At 75.3% G+C, this 17,308-nt stretch carries 17 protein-coding genes and 1 pseudogene; 9 read left to right on the plus strand and 9 right to left on the minus strand.

Features of this window, described 5'->3' with window-relative positions; all coding sequences use genetic code 11:
• Positions 1 to 96: 96 nt before the first annotated feature.
• The 9 genes and pseudogenes from FKM96_RS06770 to FKM96_RS06805 all read right to left on the minus strand — a co-directional run bounded on the left by FKM96_RS06770 (position 97) and on the right by FKM96_RS06805 (position 6,518).
• Positions 97 to 567, minus strand: coding sequence for a hypothetical protein (locus tag FKM96_RS06770; RefSeq protein ID WP_147794592.1), 471 nt, complete (start codon positions 565 to 567; stop codon positions 97 to 99).
• Between the two features lie 29 nt (positions 568 to 596).
• Entirely contained in the window at positions 597 to 812 is a 216-nt protein-coding gene (locus tag FKM96_RS06775; protein WP_147794593.1) for a hypothetical protein, read from the minus strand.
• 51 nt (positions 813 to 863) lie between these two features.
• A complete protein-coding gene (locus tag FKM96_RS06780) occupies positions 864 to 1,316 on the minus strand; it encodes a hypothetical protein (RefSeq protein ID WP_147794594.1) in 453 nt (150 codons plus the stop codon).
• A gap of 100 nt (positions 1,317 to 1,416) precedes the next feature.
• Positions 1,417 to 1,941, minus strand: a complete 525-nt coding sequence (locus FKM96_RS06785; RefSeq protein ID WP_168216901.1) for an LLM class flavin-dependent oxidoreductase — start codon at positions 1,939 to 1,941, stop codon at positions 1,417 to 1,419.
• Positions 1,942 to 2,592: 651 nt separating this feature from the next.
• On the minus strand, positions 2,593 to 3,381 hold the full coding sequence (gene purQ / locus FKM96_RS06790) for a phosphoribosylformylglycinamidine synthase subunit PurQ (protein WP_371300525.1): 789 nt from the start codon (positions 3,379 to 3,381) through the stop codon (positions 2,593 to 2,595).
• Positions 3,382 to 3,411: 30 nt separating this feature from the next.
• A pseudogene (locus FKM96_RS21360) lies at positions 3,412 to 3,552 on the minus strand (phosphoribosylformylglycinamidine synthase subunit PurS); the annotation flags it as partial.
• 102 nt (positions 3,553 to 3,654) lie between these two features.
• Positions 3,655 to 4,092: a hypothetical protein gene (locus FKM96_RS06795; protein ID WP_147794597.1), complete on the minus strand. Its 438-nt coding sequence runs from the start codon at positions 4,090 to 4,092 to the stop codon at positions 3,655 to 3,657.
• Between the two features lie 137 nt (positions 4,093 to 4,229).
• Complete coding sequence (locus tag FKM96_RS06800) at positions 4,230 to 5,630, minus strand: amidohydrolase (protein ID WP_371300502.1); 1,401 nt, start codon at positions 5,628 to 5,630, stop codon at positions 4,230 to 4,232.
• A 159-nt stretch (positions 5,631 to 5,789) separates the two neighbouring features.
• Positions 5,790 to 6,518: an FMN-binding negative transcriptional regulator gene (locus FKM96_RS06805; RefSeq protein ID WP_168216902.1), complete on the minus strand. Its 729-nt coding sequence runs from the start codon at positions 6,516 to 6,518 to the stop codon at positions 5,790 to 5,792.
• 289 nt (positions 6,519 to 6,807) lie between these two features.
• On the opposite strand from FKM96_RS06805, the gene FKM96_RS06810 reads away from it, so the two are divergent.
• From FKM96_RS06810 to FKM96_RS06850, 9 genes are all read left to right on the plus strand, one after another.
• The gene (locus tag FKM96_RS06810; RefSeq protein WP_147794599.1) at positions 6,808 to 8,424 is read left to right on the plus strand and encodes an ABC transporter substrate-binding protein; all 1,617 of its coding nucleotides are present in this window, start codon (positions 6,808 to 6,810) and stop codon (positions 8,422 to 8,424) included.
• A complete protein-coding gene (locus FKM96_RS06815; protein WP_147794600.1) occupies positions 8,421 to 9,821 on the plus strand; it encodes a M14 family zinc carboxypeptidase in 1,401 nt (466 codons plus the stop codon). The genes FKM96_RS06810 and FKM96_RS06815 overlap by 4 nt, the downstream gene beginning before the upstream one ends.
• Positions 9,818 to 10,744: an ABC transporter permease gene (locus FKM96_RS06820; RefSeq protein ID WP_147794601.1), complete on the plus strand. Its 927-nt coding sequence runs from the start codon at positions 9,818 to 9,820 to the stop codon at positions 10,742 to 10,744. Before FKM96_RS06815 ends, FKM96_RS06820 begins: the two co-directional genes overlap by 4 nt.
• The gene (locus FKM96_RS06825) at positions 10,737 to 11,642 is read left to right on the plus strand and encodes an ABC transporter permease (RefSeq protein ID WP_147794602.1); all 906 of its coding nucleotides are present in this window, start codon (positions 10,737 to 10,739) and stop codon (positions 11,640 to 11,642) included. The genes FKM96_RS06820 and FKM96_RS06825 overlap by 8 nt, the downstream gene beginning before the upstream one ends.
• An 81-nt stretch (positions 11,643 to 11,723) precedes the next feature.
• Positions 11,724 to 13,160 (plus strand): serine hydrolase, encoded by a 1,437-nt coding sequence (locus tag FKM96_RS06830; RefSeq protein WP_147794603.1) that lies wholly within the window; start codon positions 11,724 to 11,726, stop codon positions 13,158 to 13,160.
• A 5-nt stretch (positions 13,161 to 13,165) separates the two neighbouring features.
• The gene (locus FKM96_RS06835; protein ID WP_210417383.1) at positions 13,166 to 13,678 is read left to right on the plus strand and encodes a GbsR/MarR family transcriptional regulator; all 513 of its coding nucleotides are present in this window, start codon (positions 13,166 to 13,168) and stop codon (positions 13,676 to 13,678) included.
• Complete coding sequence (locus FKM96_RS06840; RefSeq protein ID WP_147794604.1) at positions 13,675 to 15,351, plus strand: ABC transporter ATP-binding protein; 1,677 nt, start codon at positions 13,675 to 13,677, stop codon at positions 15,349 to 15,351. The genes FKM96_RS06835 and FKM96_RS06840 overlap by 4 nt, the downstream gene beginning before the upstream one ends.
• Before the next feature lie 260 nt (positions 15,352 to 15,611).
• Complete coding sequence (locus tag FKM96_RS06845; protein WP_147794605.1) at positions 15,612 to 15,848, plus strand: hypothetical protein; 237 nt, start codon at positions 15,612 to 15,614, stop codon at positions 15,846 to 15,848.
• An 89-nt stretch (positions 15,849 to 15,937) separates the two neighbouring features.
• Positions 15,938 to 17,233 (plus strand): copper amine oxidase, encoded by a 1,296-nt coding sequence (locus FKM96_RS06850; protein WP_147794606.1) that lies wholly within the window; start codon positions 15,938 to 15,940, stop codon positions 17,231 to 17,233.
• The last annotated feature ends 75 nt before the right edge of the window (positions 17,234 to 17,308 follow it).

Here is a 17,308-nt window from a genome sequence, read left to right on the forward strand (position 1 = left end):
CCGGGTCCCCTCGAAAGGGTCGGGCCCCCAGTGCGCCGAGCTCCGCCTCGCCGTGCAGACGCTGCCCGGCCGACGGCGAGGACCGCGCGGCCTCGGTCAGTCCGCCGGGTCGTCCCATACGCCCGGCAGCGGCGTGATGCCGTCGCTGCGCCGCCACGCGACGACGGCCGCCACCACCAGCGGCGCGCCGGAGGCCGTCGCGGTGGCGAGCACCCTCGGGACGGGCACCAGGTCGAGGGGCGCGGAGAACACCGCCTGCGGCCACATCCCGGCGACGGTCGCCACGGCGGCGACCGCGAGCGTGCCCGCCGCCACGACGACCGTGCGGGCCCGGGATCCGGGTGGCGGCAGACGCCGGCCCACGGCCAGCACGCCGGCCCCGACCAGCAGCGCGACGGCGAGGCAGGGCACCAGGACCGGCACCAGGGTGATCGCCGTCCAGAAGGCCACGAGCACGAGCCAGTCCGCGAGGCCGAGGTGCCAGCCCAGGACCCCCGCGGCGCGCACCACCGCGAGCCACAGCGGCAGGACGACGCCCAACAGCGCCCAGTGCCGCAGCCTCGTCACGCACCGAGGCTACGGACGCGGCCCGGCCGTCAGAGGTCGTTCACCCCGGCGATCACGAAACCGACACCGACCAGCACGAACATCCCCCCGCCGAGCCGCTGCAGGATCATGTGCTGGCGCCGGGTCGGCTCGCCGTGGCGCCTGGACAGCGCGAACCGCGTGCGGTCGAGGCGACCGAGCACCCCTGCCAGCCCGGCGACCGCCGCGACGACGCCGATGACGACGAGCGGCCAGCCGTTCAGCATGGGACCGAGAGTGGCGGAACCCCGGCGTCCCCGCACGTCGGACCCCCGGAGTCAGGGGTAGGTGCCCTCGGGCGCCGGACGGCGGGGGCGGTCCCGCTCCGGGCGCCAGCGCGCCCAGGCGGTCGCCGCCGCGAGGGTCAGCGGCAGGCCGACGAGCAGCGCCGACCACCCGAGCACCGCGGGCGCGAACGCCGCCGCGACTCCGCCGGTGGCGAGGACCGCGCCCAGGAGGGTCGATCCCACCCCCGTGACCGCGACGGCGACGAGCCGGGCGCGGGGGCGGCGGGGGTCACCGACTGACGGCAGGCGGCGTGCGACGGCCAGCACCCCGGCGCCGACCAGGCCGCCCAGCAGCGCGGCCGGCACAGCGCCCAGCAGGAGGATCAGCACCGCGTACCCGAGGAACCCGGCGCGGGCCTCGGGGTCGCCGGTCCCGGTGAGCGCGACCAGCCAGACGGCCAGCAGCAGCACGCCCAGGACCGACCAGTTCCACACCCGCGTCATGGGAGCCCACCGTACCGACGCGCGCCGGCTCCCGGGCGGTGGACGCCTTGGCCGGGCTCGGTAGCGGAGGTGCCGGGCCGGACCGTCCGCTCGACCGGGTTCAGGCCACCAGCGCGCGGAGCTCCGCCTCGACCTCGGCGCCGCCGGCCAGGGGGTGCAGGACCACGCCGTCGACGCCCGCGCGCCGGGCGACCTCGCCGACCTCGGCGACGAGCCGGTCCGCGGTCGTGACGACGCGCGTGTCGGCGGGCGCCCACGACAGCCCGGCGAGCGCATCGAGGTACTCCAGGTGCGACCGCTTGCGGCGAGCGGTGCGCTCGTCACCGGCGAGCACGACCTCCAGGTCGAGCAGCACCCGGACCGCTGACCGGTCGCGGCCGACCTCGGCGAGGGCGTCCTCGACGAGGGCGGTCACCCGGGCGAGCGCCCCGACGGAGGGCACCGCGACGGAGAAGCCGAGCCGGATGACGTCGGCGGTGCGGGCGGCCACGGCGATCCCCGATTCCGACTCCGGCCGGGCCTCGACGGTCCGCACGCCGTAGGCCGGGGCGCCGACGTGCACGACCGGGGCGCGCTCCGCGTGCGGTGCGAGCCGGTCCGCCGCGGTCGGGCCGCTGGTCCCCACCTGGTTCTCGCGCCGTGCACCGATGGATCGGGCGGCGTCGCGAGAATCCGCAGGGGACCGGAGCGGGGACACCGGTGCGGCGTGGGCCGGGGCTGGCGCCGGGGCCGGGGTGGCGGGCGCGCGGCGGGTCGGGACGACGCGGCCGGGCAGCGGCGGGGACGTGACGGGTGGCGACCGCGAGCGCGCGGTCCAGCACGGGCTGAGCCATGGGGGTGGTGTCCTCGGGGTGAGGCGGGTGCGCGGCGAGGGCCGTCCGGCCGCGGGCGCGCGAGGGTGTCAGCTCAGCGACAACACACCCGGCTCAGGAACACGCGGGCAGCCTAGCCGCGCCCCGCCGGGCGAGGCAGCACCGTGTCCACATCCCGGGCGCACGTGACCGGCCCGCCCTGCCCCGGCCCGGCCCCTGCCCCGGCGCCGGCCGGCCCGGCCCGGCCCGCGAGTGCACATCCGACACGTCGACTGCCTATCCACTGGGTAGGCAGTCGACGTGTCCGATACGCACTCGGCGCCGCGGCGGGCGGCGGGCGGCGGGTCGCAGGAGGGCAGGGCCAGCGGGCGGGCGGCGGGCGGCGGGCGGCAGGCGGGGCGGGCGGGCGCCCGGGACGCAGGAGCGCCCCGGACCCGAGGGGTCCGGGGCGCCGAGCGCGTGGGTCAGGAGACGAGCGCGCGCATCACCGAGGTGAAGAACCGCAGGCCGTCCGTGCCGGAGCGCGGCCCGCGGGCGCCGTCCGGGCCGAAGCCCGCCTCGACGGCGTGCTCGGGGTGCGGCATGAGGCCGACGACGTTGCCGCGCGCGTTGCTGATGCCGGCGATCCCGCGGCGCGACCCGTTGGGATTGACGTCCTCGTAGCGGAACACGACCCGGCCCTCACCCTCGAGCTCGTCGAGGGTGTGCTCGTCGGCGACGTACTGGCCGTCCTGGTTCTTGAGCGGGATGGTGATCCGCTCGCCCGCGGCGTACTCGCTGGTCCAGGCGGTGTCGGCGCGCTCGACGGACAGCACCTGCTCGCGGCAGACGAAGTGCAGGTGGTCGTTCTTGATCATCGAGCCGGGCAGCAGGTGCGCCTCGGTGAGGACCTGGAAGCCGTTGCAGATGCCCAGCACGGGCATGCCCTTGCCGGCGGCCTCGACGACCTCGCCCATGACGGGCGCGAACCGGCTGATCGCGCCGGCGCGCAGGTAGTCGCCGTAGGAGAACCCGCCGGGCAGGACGACGGCGTCGACGCCGCGCAGGTCCGCGTCGGCGTGCCAGAGCGCGACGGGCTCGGCCCCGGCGAGGCGCACGGCGCGCGCGGCGTCGCGGTCGTCCAGGGTGCCCGGGAAGGTGACGACGCCGATCTTGGTCATCAGGCCAGGCCCTCGGACAGCACGGTCCCCGGCCGCGTCGGCCTCGGAGTCGGCCACGCGGACGACGTCCTCGATCACCGGGTTCGACAGCACCTGGGTCGCGGCCTCGGCGGCGGCGGCCAGCACCTCGGGGGTGACCGGGCCGTCGACCTCGAGCTCGAACCGCTTGCCCTGGCGGACGGAGGTGAACTGGCCGAAGCCGAGCCGCGGCAGCGCCCCGGCGACGGCCTTGCCCTGCGGGTCGAGGATCTCCGGCTTGGGCATCACATCGACGACGACTCGTCCCACGGGTGAGCTCCCTGGTTCGCGGCGGTGGGGATGGTCACAGCGTACCGATCCCGCGGGGTGCCTCCGCGCGCGCGTCCGTCAGGCGGCGCGGACCACCCCGACGTGCGCGTTCCCGCCGCCGGTCAGGTAGGCCATGATCGCCGGGTTGTCCGAGGTGGCGAGGTCGGTGGAGTACCCGACGACGACAACGGCCCAGCCGCGGTCGAGCAGCGCGTCCAGCCAGGCGTCGTCGTGCTCGGCCGCGAGCTCGGTCTCGTCCCCGACCCAGAGCGTCGCCCAGCCGCCGGCGGCGGTGAGGGACGCGCGGTAGTCGTCGACCTCGCGCAGCGCGGCGGCGTCGGTGTCGGACAGGCCCAGCGCGGCGGCGTACCGCTCGAGCCGCGGCACGACGCCCGGCTCGCGGCGGGTGGGGTGCACGACCCAGCACGCGACGGGGCGGCCGTCCCGGGGGTGGTACCCGAGCGCGGTGCGGCCGCCGATGCCGTGGGGGGCGAGGACGTGCAGGTCAGAGTGCATATGTGCGGGGACGTTACGACCCGGTAGCCCGCGTGTCCTGGGACGTCTGGGTGGTAGCACCCACCCCCGTTGGGCGGACCACCCGATCGGTCGACGCCGTCCGGGTGGGTGGGTCGGTGGCACCGCCCCCGGACGGGTCAGAACGCCTGGTGCGTCCAGCGCCCGCCGAGCAGCGTCCCCGCGACCGGCATCTCCCGCAGCGGCGCCTCCGCCGACAGCGGGTCGGCGTCGAGCACCGCCAGGTCGGCCGGCGCCCCGACCGCGAGCGTCAGCGGCTGCCCGTCCACCGACGACCGCAGCGCGGTGAGCAGGTCGAGCCGCTGCTCCGGGTGCCAGGGCTCCCGCCCGTCCCGGGTCCGCTCGACGGCCGCGGACACCGCGACCCAGGGGTCCAGCGGGGCGACCGGCGCGTCCGAGCCGAGCACCAGCTCGACCCCCGCGCCGGCGAGCGAGGCCAGCGCGAACGCCCGCCCGGTGCGGCCGGCCCAGTGCCGGTCGGCCACGTCGCGGTCGTCCATGGCGTGCTCGGGCTGCACGGAGGCCACCACGCCGAGCGCGGCGAACCGCGCCACGTCGGCGTCGGTGAGCAGCTGCGCGTGCTCGACGGACCCGCGGGCGCCGGACGCGGCGAACGCGTCCAGGGCCAGGGTGTTCGCGTGGTCGCCGATCGCGTGGATCGCGCAGGTCAGGCCCTTGCGGGTCGCGTGCGCCATGAGCGGGACCAGGTGCTCGGGCGGCACGGACAGCACGCCGTGCGCGTCGGCGCCGGACAGGCCCGGGTACGGGTCGTGGCAGAACGCGGTGCGGGTGTTGAGCGACCCGTCCGTCACCACCTTGAGCGGGCCCTGCTGGAGCAGCCCGCCGGTGCCGACGACCACGTCGCCGGAGCGCAGCTCCTCGGCCAGCACGCGGTCCAGGTACGGCTCCCAGACGCCGGCGCGGACCCGGAGCGCGTCGTTGCCGGCGGCGATCCGGCGGCGCCACGGCGTGAGGTTCTCGGTGATCTCGAGCTCGACCACGCCCACCACGCCGCGCGCGGCGGCCGCCCGGGACGCCTCGGCCACCCAGTCGTCGGCGATGTCGTCCCGCACGTGGTCGACGACGCTGGTCAGCGGCAGCCACTCGGCCTCGCGCAGCAGCCCGGTCGGGTGACCGGCCACGCCCGCGTACCGCAGGCCGGCGGTGCTGAACCAGGCGCAGTGCAGGTCGCCGGACACCAGGATCACCGGCACGTCGCCGACCGCGGCGTCGAGCAGATCCGCGGTGGGGGCGTCCGGCCACAGGCCGTCGCGGAACCCGTAGCCGACCAGCGCGGTGCCCGGGGTGAGCGGCCGCGCGGCGAGCCGGTCGAGCACGATCCGGATCGCGTGCGCCGCCGACGTCGCCGCCGAGACGTCGAGCCGCTGCCGGGCGAGCGCCCACTGCGTCATGTGGGTGTGCGCGTCCCAGAGGCCCGGCATGACGGTGCGGCCGCCGAGGTCGACCTGCTCGACGCCCGCACCGGCACCGCGCGCGAGGTCCGGCCCGACGGCGTGCACCCGGCCCGTCGCGCAGCAGCACGTCGACGGTGCGGGCGGCGCCCACCAGGCGGGCGTGGGTCAGGACGAGCGGTGCGGTGCTCACGGCGGTGGGTCTCCGTTCGGGAAGAGGGCCGGCGGCGGCGCGGGCCCGCGGTCATGCGGCGGGTCAACCGCGCGTCAGGTCCAGTCCGGGCGGCGGTCGAGCTCCGCCCGCATCTCGGCCGCGAGCGCCGGCTCGGCGTAGTGCGGGTCGGTCCCGAGGTGCTCGACGACCCGCTCGGCGACGGCGCGCGGCTTGTCCTGACTGAGCTTGGCCTTGCCCTGCCAGCGGGTCACCGACAGCCGGAACCCGACGGCACCGGGTGCGATCCGGCGCGCGTAGCCCTCGACGTCGGGCATCCGGACCGGCTCGGGCATCGGCGCCTCGTACCGGTCGACGGTCGCGGCCATGACGGCGTACGAGTCCTCGGCGTCGAGCAGCTCGAGCGTGCCGTACAGGTGCACGGCGAGGTAGTTCCAGGTCGGCACCGCCGGTGCGTAGCCGTACCAGCCGGGCGACACGTAGCCGTACGGACCCTCGACGATCAGCAGGTGCTCCCGGCCGGACCCGGCCTGGTGCAGCAGCTCGTCGGGCCGACCGAGGTGGCTGAGCACCGTGAGCGGGGCGGACGGCGCCGTGAACCGGTCGGGCAGGCCGTGCGCGTCCCGGGCCGGCCGCGCGGCCGGGGGCGTCGCGTCCCCGGCCGCGCCGGACGGCAGCGCCACGTCCTCGGCGAGCAGCACCGGCACGTGCGACGCCACCGGCCCGTCGTCGGTCACGGAGACGAGCGTCGCCCACCCGTGGGCCCGCACCAGGTCGCGCACGCGCCCCTCGTCGGTCAGCACGTAGTCGGTCGTGTGGATCACGCGGCCCATCGAACCACCACGCACCCCTCGGGCGGCACCCACGCCCTGTGTCACGCACGTAAAACTTTCATTGCCTACTGAACTCTCAGCATCCCGGCTATTGACTCCACCACGGGGTACCGCGGTTGACTGTCCGGCACCGCCGCCGGGCGCCAGACCCGGCCCCCGGCCCGCGCCGTCCCACCCCCGACGCCGCGCGACCGGCCACCCGGCAGAGCCGCCGACCCCGCTCCCCCGTGCACTCCCCCGCCCCGGCGGCCCCTGCCGCCGCTCCCCCTGTGGAGGACCCATGAGAACGACCCGGATCCGGCTCGCGGCCGGTGCCGCCGTGCTGGCGCTCGCCCTGGCCGCCTGCTCCGGCGGCGGTGGTGACGACTCCGCCGACACCAGCGCGACGGGCTCGGGCGGCGGCGCGATCCGCGTCGCCGTGACCGACCCGATCCAGCTGATCCCCGGCCGCCAGTCGATCGCCTTCGACTTCAACATGGCCGTCTGGGCCCCGCTGACCTGGATCGACGACGCCGGCGAGCTGACGTACGTCGCGGCCGACTCCGTCGAGTCGGAGGACGGCACCACCTGGACCATCACGCTGAAGGACGGGTGGACCTTCCACGACGGGACGCCGGTCACGGCGCAGTCCTACGTGGACGCCTGGAACGCGGTGGCCTACGGCCCGAACGCGTGGGAGAACTCCGGCCAGCTCGCGAACGTCGTGGGCTACGCCGACCTCAACCCCGCCGAGGGCGAGCCGACGACCACCGAGATGTCCGGCCTGGCCGTCGTCGACGACACCACGTTCACCGTCACGCTCACCGGTCCCGACGGCCAGTTCCCGATGCAGCTCAGCCAGGCGCAGACGGCCTTCTACCCGATGCCGGAGTCCGCGTTCGACGACTTCGACGCGTACAACGTGCACCCGGTCGGCAACGGCCCGTTCGAGGTCGAGACGGACTACGCCGAGAACGAGGAGATGACCGTCACGGCGTACGCCGACTACCAGGGCCCCGCCCCGACGGTCGACGCGATCACGTTCGTGCCGTACACCGACACGACCACCGCCTACACCGACGTGCAGGCCGGCAACATCGACGTCGCGGGCGTCCCGGTGGCGCGGCAGACGCAGGCCTCGGCGGACTTCGGCGACCGGCTGTACACCTTCGAGGCGGCCGGCATCTCCTACCTCGGCCTGCCGCTGTGGGACGCGCGCTACTCGGACGTCCGGGTGCGCCAGGCGATCTCGATGGCGATCGACCGGGACACGATCAACGACGTCATCTACGGCGGCCTGTTCACGCCGGCCACCGCGCTGACCCCGGCCGTCGAGGCCGGCACCCCCGAGGGGATCTGCGCGGAGTTCTGCGAGTACGACCCCGAGGGCGCGAAGGCGCTGCTCGAGGAGGCCGGCGGGTTCGACGGCACGATCGACATCTACTTCCCGGGCGGCTCCGGCCTGGACGAGCTGTACACGGCCATCGCCAACCAGCTCCGGCAGAACCTGGGCGTGGACGCGGTCGCGACCCCGAGCACCGACTGGGCCGAGTTCGCCGACAAGCGGACCGCGGGCGACATCGCCGGGCCGTTCTTCTCCCGGTGGGGCGCGCTGTACCCGAGCCAGCAGAACACCCTGCGGGCGTTCTACGTCGAGGGCGGCGGCTGCCCGAACTGCATCCCGTACTACGAGCCCGAGGTGACCGACCTGATCGCGGCCGCCGACGCCGAGGTGGACGCGGACGCCGCGGCCGAGGCCTACGCGGCCGTGCAGGAGCGGATCCTCGAGGACTTCCCGGCCCCGCCGCTGTTCTTCGAGACCTACTCCTACGTGGTGTCCGACCGGGTCGCCGAGCTGCCCACGTCGGCGGTCGGCAACCCGACGTACACCCAGGTCGTCCTCGCCGAGGGCGCATGAGCCACGGCACCCTCCCGGCGGGCTCGCTCGAGGACGTCCTCGAGCGGGCCCGCCGGGTCCCCCCGATGTCCGGCTTCCCCCCGGTCGACGAGCTGCTGGCCTGGTTCGGCACGCTCGCGGCCGACCACCCGCGGCTCGTCGCCGAGCGGCGGATCGGCACCTCCCGCCTCGGTGAGCCGATCCCGATGTTCTCCGTCGGATCCGGCCCGCGGGCGCACCTGCTGTTCGCGGGCGTGCACCCGAACGAGCCGATCGGCTTCCGGACGCTCCAGCACCTCGCCTCGGAGCTGGTGGCCGACCCCGACCTGCTCGCGCGGTCCGGCGCCACCTGGCACCTCGTCCCGTGCATCGACCCGGACGGCACCCGGCTGAACGAGTCCTGGTTCGCCGACCCGTCCGACCGCACCGCGTACTCGCGGCGGTTCTACCGGCCCGCGCCGTCCGAGCAGGTCGAGTGGACCTTCCCGTTCGCCTACAAGGACGCGTACTTCGACGACGTCATCCCCGAGACGCAGGCGCTCATGCGCGTGATCGACGACGTGCGGCCGGAGCTGATGGTCAGCCTGCACAACGCGGAGCTCGGCGGCGTCTACTACTACCTGTCCGAGGAGGTGCCGGGGGCCGTCGACGCGCTGCACGCCGTCCCCCGCACGCTCGGCCTGCCCCTCGACGTCGGCGAGCCGGAGTCCCCGTCGATCCGGTCGATCGCCCCCGCGGTGTTCCACATGTCCAGCACCCGCGAGGAGTACGACTACCTCGAGTCGCTGGGCATGGCCGCGGCGACGATGGTCGGCGGCGAGTCGTCCAGCGCCTACGCGCGCCGGCACGGCACCGTCTCGCTGGTCGCGGAGCTGCCGTACTGGTCGCACCCGCTCGCCGACGACACCACCGCGACCTCGGCGGACTACGCCGACGTGGTGCGCGCCAAGGGCGAGGAGCTCGTCGACCTCGGCGCGACGCTGACCGGTCTGCTCGAGGACGCCCGGCCCGACCTCACGCTGCGCTCGCCGTTCCTGCGGGCGAGCGAGGCGTTCGTGCCGATGATGGGCGAGGGCGGCCGCGCCGAGCTGCTGCGGGCCGAGCGCCCGGAGCTGCGCCGCGCCGCCACCGCGGCCGAGGTGTTCAGCAACGAGGACGTCGTCCGGTGCTTCCGGCTGCGGTTCGGGGGCATGCTGCTGCGGGCGCTCGACGCGGAGGTGCACGCCGGGATCGCCACGGCGCGGGTGCGGCGGGTCGCCGACCGGGCGCGGGAGGTCTACGACGGCTGGGTCGCCGAGGCGGACTCGCTCACGGGCCTGACCGTGCTGCCGGTTGAGCAGCTGGTCGGCGTGCAGTACGGCGCCACGCTGGCGATGTCGCAGGTGCTGGCGGCGCGGGCCGCGGGCGGCGCGTCGTGAGCCGGTACGCGGTGCGCCGCGCGGTCGAGCTCCTGGTCGTGTTCCTCGGCGTCACGCTGGTCATCTACCTCATGGTGTTCGCGCTCCCGGGTGACCCGATCCGGTCGCTCGGCGGCGACCGGCCGCTGCCGGACAACGTCGTGGCCGAGCTGCGGTCCCGGTACCACCTGGACGAGCCCGTGCTCCAGCAGTACGCCCGGTACCTGGGCGGCCTGTTCACCGGCGATCTCGGCACCAACTTCAGCGGCCAGTCGGTCGCGGGGCGCATGGAGTCCCGGTGGCCGGTCACGATCACCCTGGCGCTGACCGCGTGGGGCATCGAGGTCGTCCTCGGCGTGCTGCTCGGCCTGTTCGCGGGCCTGCGCCGCGGCCGCGCCGGCGACCGGTTCGTCCTGGCCGGCACCATCCTCGCGACCAGCATCCCGGTGTTCGTCGTCGCGGTGACCGCGCAGCTCGTGCTCGGCGTCCGGCTCGGCTGGTTCCCGGTCGCGGGGACGAGCGACGGCTGGCCGACCTCCTACCTGCTGCCCGCGGCCGTCATCGCCGTGTTCGGCCTCGCGTCGGTCACCCGGCTGATGCGCGGCTCGGTGGTCGACACGCTGCAGTCCGACTTCGTGCGGACCCTGCGGGCCAAGGGCCTGCGGGAGCGGCAGGTCGTCGGCGTGCACGTGATGCGGAACTCCGCGATCCCGGTGCTGACCTTCCTGGCCATCGACCTCGGCTACCTGCTCGGCGGCACCGTCGTCGTGGAGGGCGTGTTCAACCTGCCGGGCGTCGGCCAGCTGCTGTTCCAGGCGATCCGCGCGCACGAGGGGCCGACCGTCGTCGGCGTCTCCACCGCGCTCATCATCATCTTCCTGCTGACGAACCTGGTCGTGGACCTGCTGTCGTCGGTGCTCGACCCGAGGATCCGCCATGAGTGACACCCTCACCGCGACCGCGGCCACCGAGGTCGACGCGGACGCCCCCGCGGCGCCGCGCGGGGTCTGGCGCACGCTGCGCCGCCGCCCGCTGTTCTGGCTCTGCGCGGGGGTGCTCGGCGTGCTGCTGCTGATCGCCGTCGCGCCGTCCTGGTTCGCCGGCTGGTTCGGCCAGCCCGACCCGCGGGCCTGCGACCTCGCCGACAGCGCGCTCCGCCCGGGCGGCGACCACGTGTTCGGCACCGACGTCCAGGGCTGCGACGTGTACGCCAACGTCATCTACGGCACCCAGGCGTCGCTCACCGTCGGCGTGCTCGCGACCGCGGTCGCGCTGCTGGTCGCCCTGGTGGTCGGCACCGCCGCGGGGTTCTACGGCGGGATCGCCGACCGGCTGATCGCCCGGCTCACCGACGTGTTCCTCGGCTTCCCGTTCCTGCTCGGCGCGGTCGTCGTGCTCACCTCGATCGGCACCCGGTCCGCCGTCACGGTCGCCCTGGTGCTCGCGCTGTTCTCCTGGCCGACCATGGCCCGGCTCGTCCGCGGCTCGGTCCGCGCCGTCCGGGACGCCCCGTACGTCGAGGCGGCCAAGGCGATGGGCCTGCGGGACCGGCGGATCATCGCGCGGTACGTGCTGCCCAACTCGATCGGCCCGGTGCTCGCCGTGGCCACCACGATGGTCGGCGGTGTCATCGTCTCCGAGTCGACGCTGACCTTCCTCGGCCTCGGCCTGCGCGCCCCGTCGATCTCCTGGGGCCTGCAGCTGTCCAGCGCGCAGACCTACTTCCAGACCTCCCCTCACATGCTGCTGTTCCCGAGCATCTTCCTGACCGTGACCGTCCTCGCGATGATCACGCTCGGCGACGTCCTGCGGGACGTCCTCGACCCGAAGGGCCGCGGCTGACGCCGCGCCGCCCGCACCGCACCTCGCACCACCCCGCACCACCCCCGGCACCACCCCGCACCGTCCCGAGAGGCCCACCGCATGTCCGACACGACCGCCACCCTCCGCGCCGCCGCCCCCTACCTCGCGTCGTGGGTCGACCTCCAGGGCGCGTTCCGCCGCGCCGTCGGCGTCCAGGTGGCGATCCGGTCCGGGGACGAGGTCGTGCTCGAGCACGCGTGGGGCACCGCCGACGTCACCACGGGCGAGCCGCTGCGCACCGACCACCTGTTCCGGATCGCCTCGCACTCCAAGTCGTTCACCGCGACCGCGGTGATGCGGCTGGTCGAGGCCGGGCGGCTCCGGCTGGACGACACCGTCGGGACGCACGTCGCCGGGCTGGCGGGGTCCCCGCTCGGGTCCCGCACCGTCCGCGAGCTGCTCGGCCACCAGGCCGGCGTGATCCGTGACGGCGAGCGCGGCGACTTCTGGCAGCTCGACGGGCCCTTCCCGGACGAGCCGACCCTGCTGGCGGAGCTGCGCGAGGCCGGCGAGGTGTACGGCGCGAACGAGCACTTCAAGTACTCCAACTACGGGTACGGCATCCTCGGCCTGGTCGTGGAGTCCGTGACCGGCGAGCCGTTCCGCGACCACCTGCGCGCCGCGGTGCTCGACCCCCTCGGCATGGCCGACACCGGCGCCGAGTACGACGAGGCGCTGGCCGCGCGGTACGCCGCCGGGCACACCGCCCTCCTCGACGCCGACGACCGCCGGGAGACGATCGAGCACGTCGACACCCGCGCGCTCGCCGCCGCCACCGGCTTCTACTCCACCGCCCGGGACATGACGGCCTTCGGCGCCGCGCACTTCTACGGCGACGAGTCGCTGCTGTCCGACGGCGGCAAGCGGCTGCTGCACCGCCAGGAGTCGGTCGTGAAGGTGCACGGCAAGGAGGTCGGGCGGTACGGCATCGGCCTGGACCTGCACACCATCGGCGACCGGGAGATCGTCGGGCACTCCGGCGGGTACCCGGGCCACATCACCCGCACCTACATCGACCCGGAGAAGCGGCTGGTCGTCAGCGTCCTCACGAACGCGATCGACGGCCCGGCCGACCCGATCGCGGTCGGCCTCATCAAGCTGATCGACCTCGCGCTGAACCCGCCGGCGGACGCGCCCGAGCCCGCCGCCGATGCCCGGCCGCTCGCCGAGTACACCGGCCGGTTCGGGGCCCTGTGGGGGATCACCGACATCGCCGAGCTCGGCGGCCGGCTCCTGCTGCTGCACCCCGCCGCCCCGGACCCGGTGGCCGCGTACGACGAGCTGCACGTGCGCGGGCGCGACGTGCTCGGCACCACCCGGCAGCCGGGCTTCGGGTCGGCCGGCGAGGACGTGGTCGTCGAGCGCGCGGCGGACGGGAGCATCGCCGCCGTGCGCAACGGGATGACCTCCTGGCCCCTCGACGAGTTCCGCCGCCGGCGCACCGGGATGACCCGCCGCCGGGACGCCGGTGCGCCGGTCCCGGCGTCCCTGGGCTGACCAACATGACCAGCGACGACGCAGCACCGGCCGCCGACCTCACGATGACGCCGGAGCAGCTGGCGTGGATCGAGCAGTTCGCGCTCACCTGGGAGGGCACGAACAGCGCCCGCATGGAGGGCCGCGTGGTCGGGCTGCTGATGATCGCCGATCGCCCCTACCTGTCGTCCCAGCAGATCGCGCAGCTGCTCACCGCGAGCGCCGGGGCGGTGTCCACCGCGACCCGGCGGCTCGTGGAGGTGGGGTTCATCCAACGGCACGCGATCGGCGGCGACCGGAACCACTACTTCCGCGTGGAGGACGACATCTGGGGGCGCTGGCTGGCGAGCGAGCGGAACTACCTGCCGCGGCTGCAGCGGGTGCTCGACGCGGCCCTCACCGGCGGCCCCGCGGAGGGGCCGGAGCGCCGGCTGCGCAACGCGCGCAACTACATGGAGTGGCTCGCGGGGTACCACCGCAAGATGCTCGCCGACTGGGAGGCCTACCGCGACGCGCAGGCCGGGACTGGAGAACCGTGACGACCGACCCGACCCCCGGCGCGGCGACGGCCGCCGCCCCCGTGCTGTCCGTCCGCGACCTGACCGTCACGTTCCGCGTCGACCGCGGGCGGAGCCCCGACGTGCACGCCGTCCGCGGCGTCTCGTTCGACCTGCACGCCGGCGAGGTGCTGGCCGTCGTCGGCGAGTCCGGCTCCGGCAAGTCCGTGTCCTCGCTCGCGGTGCTCGGCCTGCTGCCCGGCACCGCGCGGGTCACCGGCAGCGCGCGGCTCGGGGACCTGGAGCTGGTCGGCCTCGACGACCGGGCGCTGTCCGACGTGCGCGGCCGCCGGGTCGCGATGATCTTCCAGGACCCGTCCAACGCGCTGGACCCCGTGTTCACCGTCGGGTTCCAGCTGCGCGAGACCCTGCGCCGGCACCTGCCCGGCCTGTCCCGGGACGAGGCGCGCGCCCGCGCCGTCGAGCTGCTGCGCATGGTCGAGCTGCCCGACCCCGAGGACCGGTTGAAGTTCTACCCGCACCAGCTGTCCGGCGGGCAGGCCCAGCGGGTGATGATCGCGATGGCGCTGGCCTGCGACCCCGAGGTGCTGATCGCCGACGAGCCGACCACCGCGCTCGACGTCACCGTGCAGCAGGAGGTCCTCGACGTCCTGCGCCGGCTGCGCGCCCGCACCTCGGCGGCCGTCGTGCTCATCACGCACGACATGGGCGTGGTCGCCGACCTGGCGGACCGGGTCGTCGTCATGCGGCACGGCGAGGTCGTGGAGACGGCCGACGTCGCCGACCTGTTCGACGCCCCCGCCGCGGCGTACACGCGCACCCTGCTGGACGCCGTGCCGCGCATCGGCGCCGACGAGCGTCCGGCCGGCACCGACGCCGCTGAGCGGCCCGCGCTCAACGTCGAGAACCTGGTCGTCGAGTACCGGAACCGCCGGGGCCGCGTCGTCCGGGCGGTCGACGACGTCACGCTGCGGGTGCAGCCCGGCGAGATGCTGGCCCTGGTCGGCGAGTCGGGCTCGGGGAAGTCGACGCTCGGCCGGTGCGCCCTGGGGCTCGCGCCGCTCACCTCCGGGACCGTCGAGGTGGTCGGCACCCGGCTCGGCCGGGACACCCCGCGCGCCGTCCGGGCCGCCCGCACGCGGATCGGCGTCGTGTTCCAGAACCCCGCCGCCTCGCTCAACCCGCGGTACACGATCGGCGAGTCCGTGGCCGAGCCGCTCCGGGTGCACGCCGGGCTGCGGGGCGGCGCCCTGACCGCACGGGTCGCGGAGCTCCTGGACGGCGTCGAGCTGCCCGCCGCCTGGGCCTCGCGCTACCCGCACGAGCTGTCCGGCGGGCAGCGGCAGCGGGTGTCCATCGCCCGCGCGGTGTCGCTGGACCCGGAGCTGCTGATCGCCGACGAGCCGACCTCCGCGCTCGACGTGTCCGTGCAGGCCACCGTGCTCGAGCTGTTCCGGTCGATCCAGCAGCGGCTCCGGTTCGCGTGCCTGTTCATCAGCCACGACCTCGCGGTGGTGGACGAGCTCGCCGACCGGGTCGCGGTGATGCACCGCGGGCGGGTCGTCGAGGTGGGCGAGCGCAGCCGGGTGCTGGGGGCGCCCGAGCACGACTACACCCGGCGGCTGCTGGCGGCGGCGCCGGTGCCGGACCCCGCGGCCCAGGCGGCGCGGCGGGCGGTGCGGCTGGCGGGCTGAAGCGCGCTCCCGCGGGCGGGGGCGCTGGCACGACGCGGCCGCCCCCGCCACCGGGGACGTCCGATTCGCCCGTGATGTCGACCACATGTGTGGTTTTTCACCCGCTCAATACCACCGAGATGCGCCTGACGCCACAGGAACCCGTGCGACCGTCCGATGGACAGCAGCACACGGGCCGACCCGGCCCGCGGGGCGACATCGGCCCGGCCGACGCCGCAGGGGCCTCCCCCGGGAGGACCAGAGCACGGAGGTGGGACCGCATGACCCTCGACGACCTCGGCCGCCCGGCCGCGACCGTGACCCGGCTGCCCGCGGCCTGGACCCCCTTCGACGAGCTGCGGGCCGCCGTCGGCCCCACCCCCTGCGTCGCCCGTCCGCACGCCGGCCTGGTGCACCGCGACGGACCGTGCCAGTGCTTCGTCGGCGGGCCCGCGCCCGAGCACGCGGAGCGACCCGAGGACGTCGTCCTGGCGCTGGCCTGGCACGGCGCCGCGTAGGAGCCGTTCACCCGCTCCGACCCCCATCCGGGCCGGGCCCCGCTCCGAACCCCTCGCGACACCACACCCGAGGGACGCAAGGAGCGATGATGCGACGCACCCGCAGCACCTACGCCGTGGCCGCGATGGCCGCCGGGCTCACCCTGAGCCTGACGCTGGCCGCCTGCAGCAGCACCGACGACACCGCGACCGGCACGACGCCGTCGGCCTCGTCGTCGATGGAGATGGGCTCCGGCCACGACGGCATGGACTCCGTCGAGCCGGTGAGCACCGGTGATCCGTTCGCCGACGCCCGCACCGCAGCCGCGCACATGCCCGAGACCGGGCTCACCCTGGCGACCGGCCTGGCCGCCGCCACCGACACCGCCGGCGAGGTCGACTCCGACGCCGCCACCCTGCGCGCCGGTCTGACCGCGCTGCTCCAGGAGCACGTCTACCTGACCGGCATCGGCGTGGCCACCGCGTACACCGCGGGCGCCGACTCCGCCGAGTTCATGGCCGCCAAGGCGGCCCTCGACGGCAACACCGACGACCTCGCGGACGCCGTGGGCTCGCTCGCCGGCGAGGAGCAGGGTGCCGCGTTCCACGACCTGTGGGACGAGCACATCGGCTACTTCGTCGACTACGCCGTCGCGGTGAAGTCGGGCGACCAGGCGGCGGCCGACGCGGCCCAGGCCTCCCTCGCCGGGTACACGACCCAGGCGGGGGCGTTCTTCGAGCAGATCAGCGCCGGCAACCTGCCCGCGGACGCCGTGGCCGAGGCGCTCACCATGCACGTCACGACCCTGACGGCCGCGATCGACGCGCTCGCCGCGGGCGAGCCCACCGCGTCCGACACGCTCAAGGCCGCCGCCGACCACGTCGGCATGGACGCCGCCACCATCGCGACCGGGCTCGCGGCCGGCGCGGGCCTGTCCGGCGACGCGATGGACGACGCGTCCACCCTGCGCTCGACGCTGACCGCACTGCTCCAGGAGCACGTGTACCTGGCCTCGTACGCGGTGTTCACCGCGTACACCGCCGAGGGCGGCGTGGACTCCCCGGCGTTCACCGCCGCGGCCGCGACTCTCGACGCCAACTCCGTCGCGCTGTCCGACGCCGTGACGTCGCTGGCCGGCGAGGAGAACGGCGCCGCGTTCCTGGACCTGTGGCGCGAGCACATCGGGTTCTTCGTCGACTACGCCGTGGCCGACGCCACGGGCGACGAGGACGGCCGCCAGCAGGCGCTGGCCGACCTCGACGGCTACCGGCCCGAGGCGGGCGCCTTCTTCGAGAAGGTGAGCAACGGCGAGCTGCCGGCGGACGACGTCGCGGCCGGGCTCGGCATGCACGTCTCGACCCTCGCCGGTGCGATCGACTCGCTGGCGGCCGCGCTCGTCCCCTGACGGGCGCCGAGGACCGTGACGCCGGCCCCGTTCCCCGTCGGGGCCGGCGTCACGCCCGCACCGGGCGGTTCGACG

The sequence above is a fragment of the Cellulomonas sp. Y8 genome (assembly GCF_008033115.1).
Lineage (GTDB): Bacteria > Actinomycetota > Actinomycetes > Actinomycetales > Cellulomonadaceae > Cellulomonas.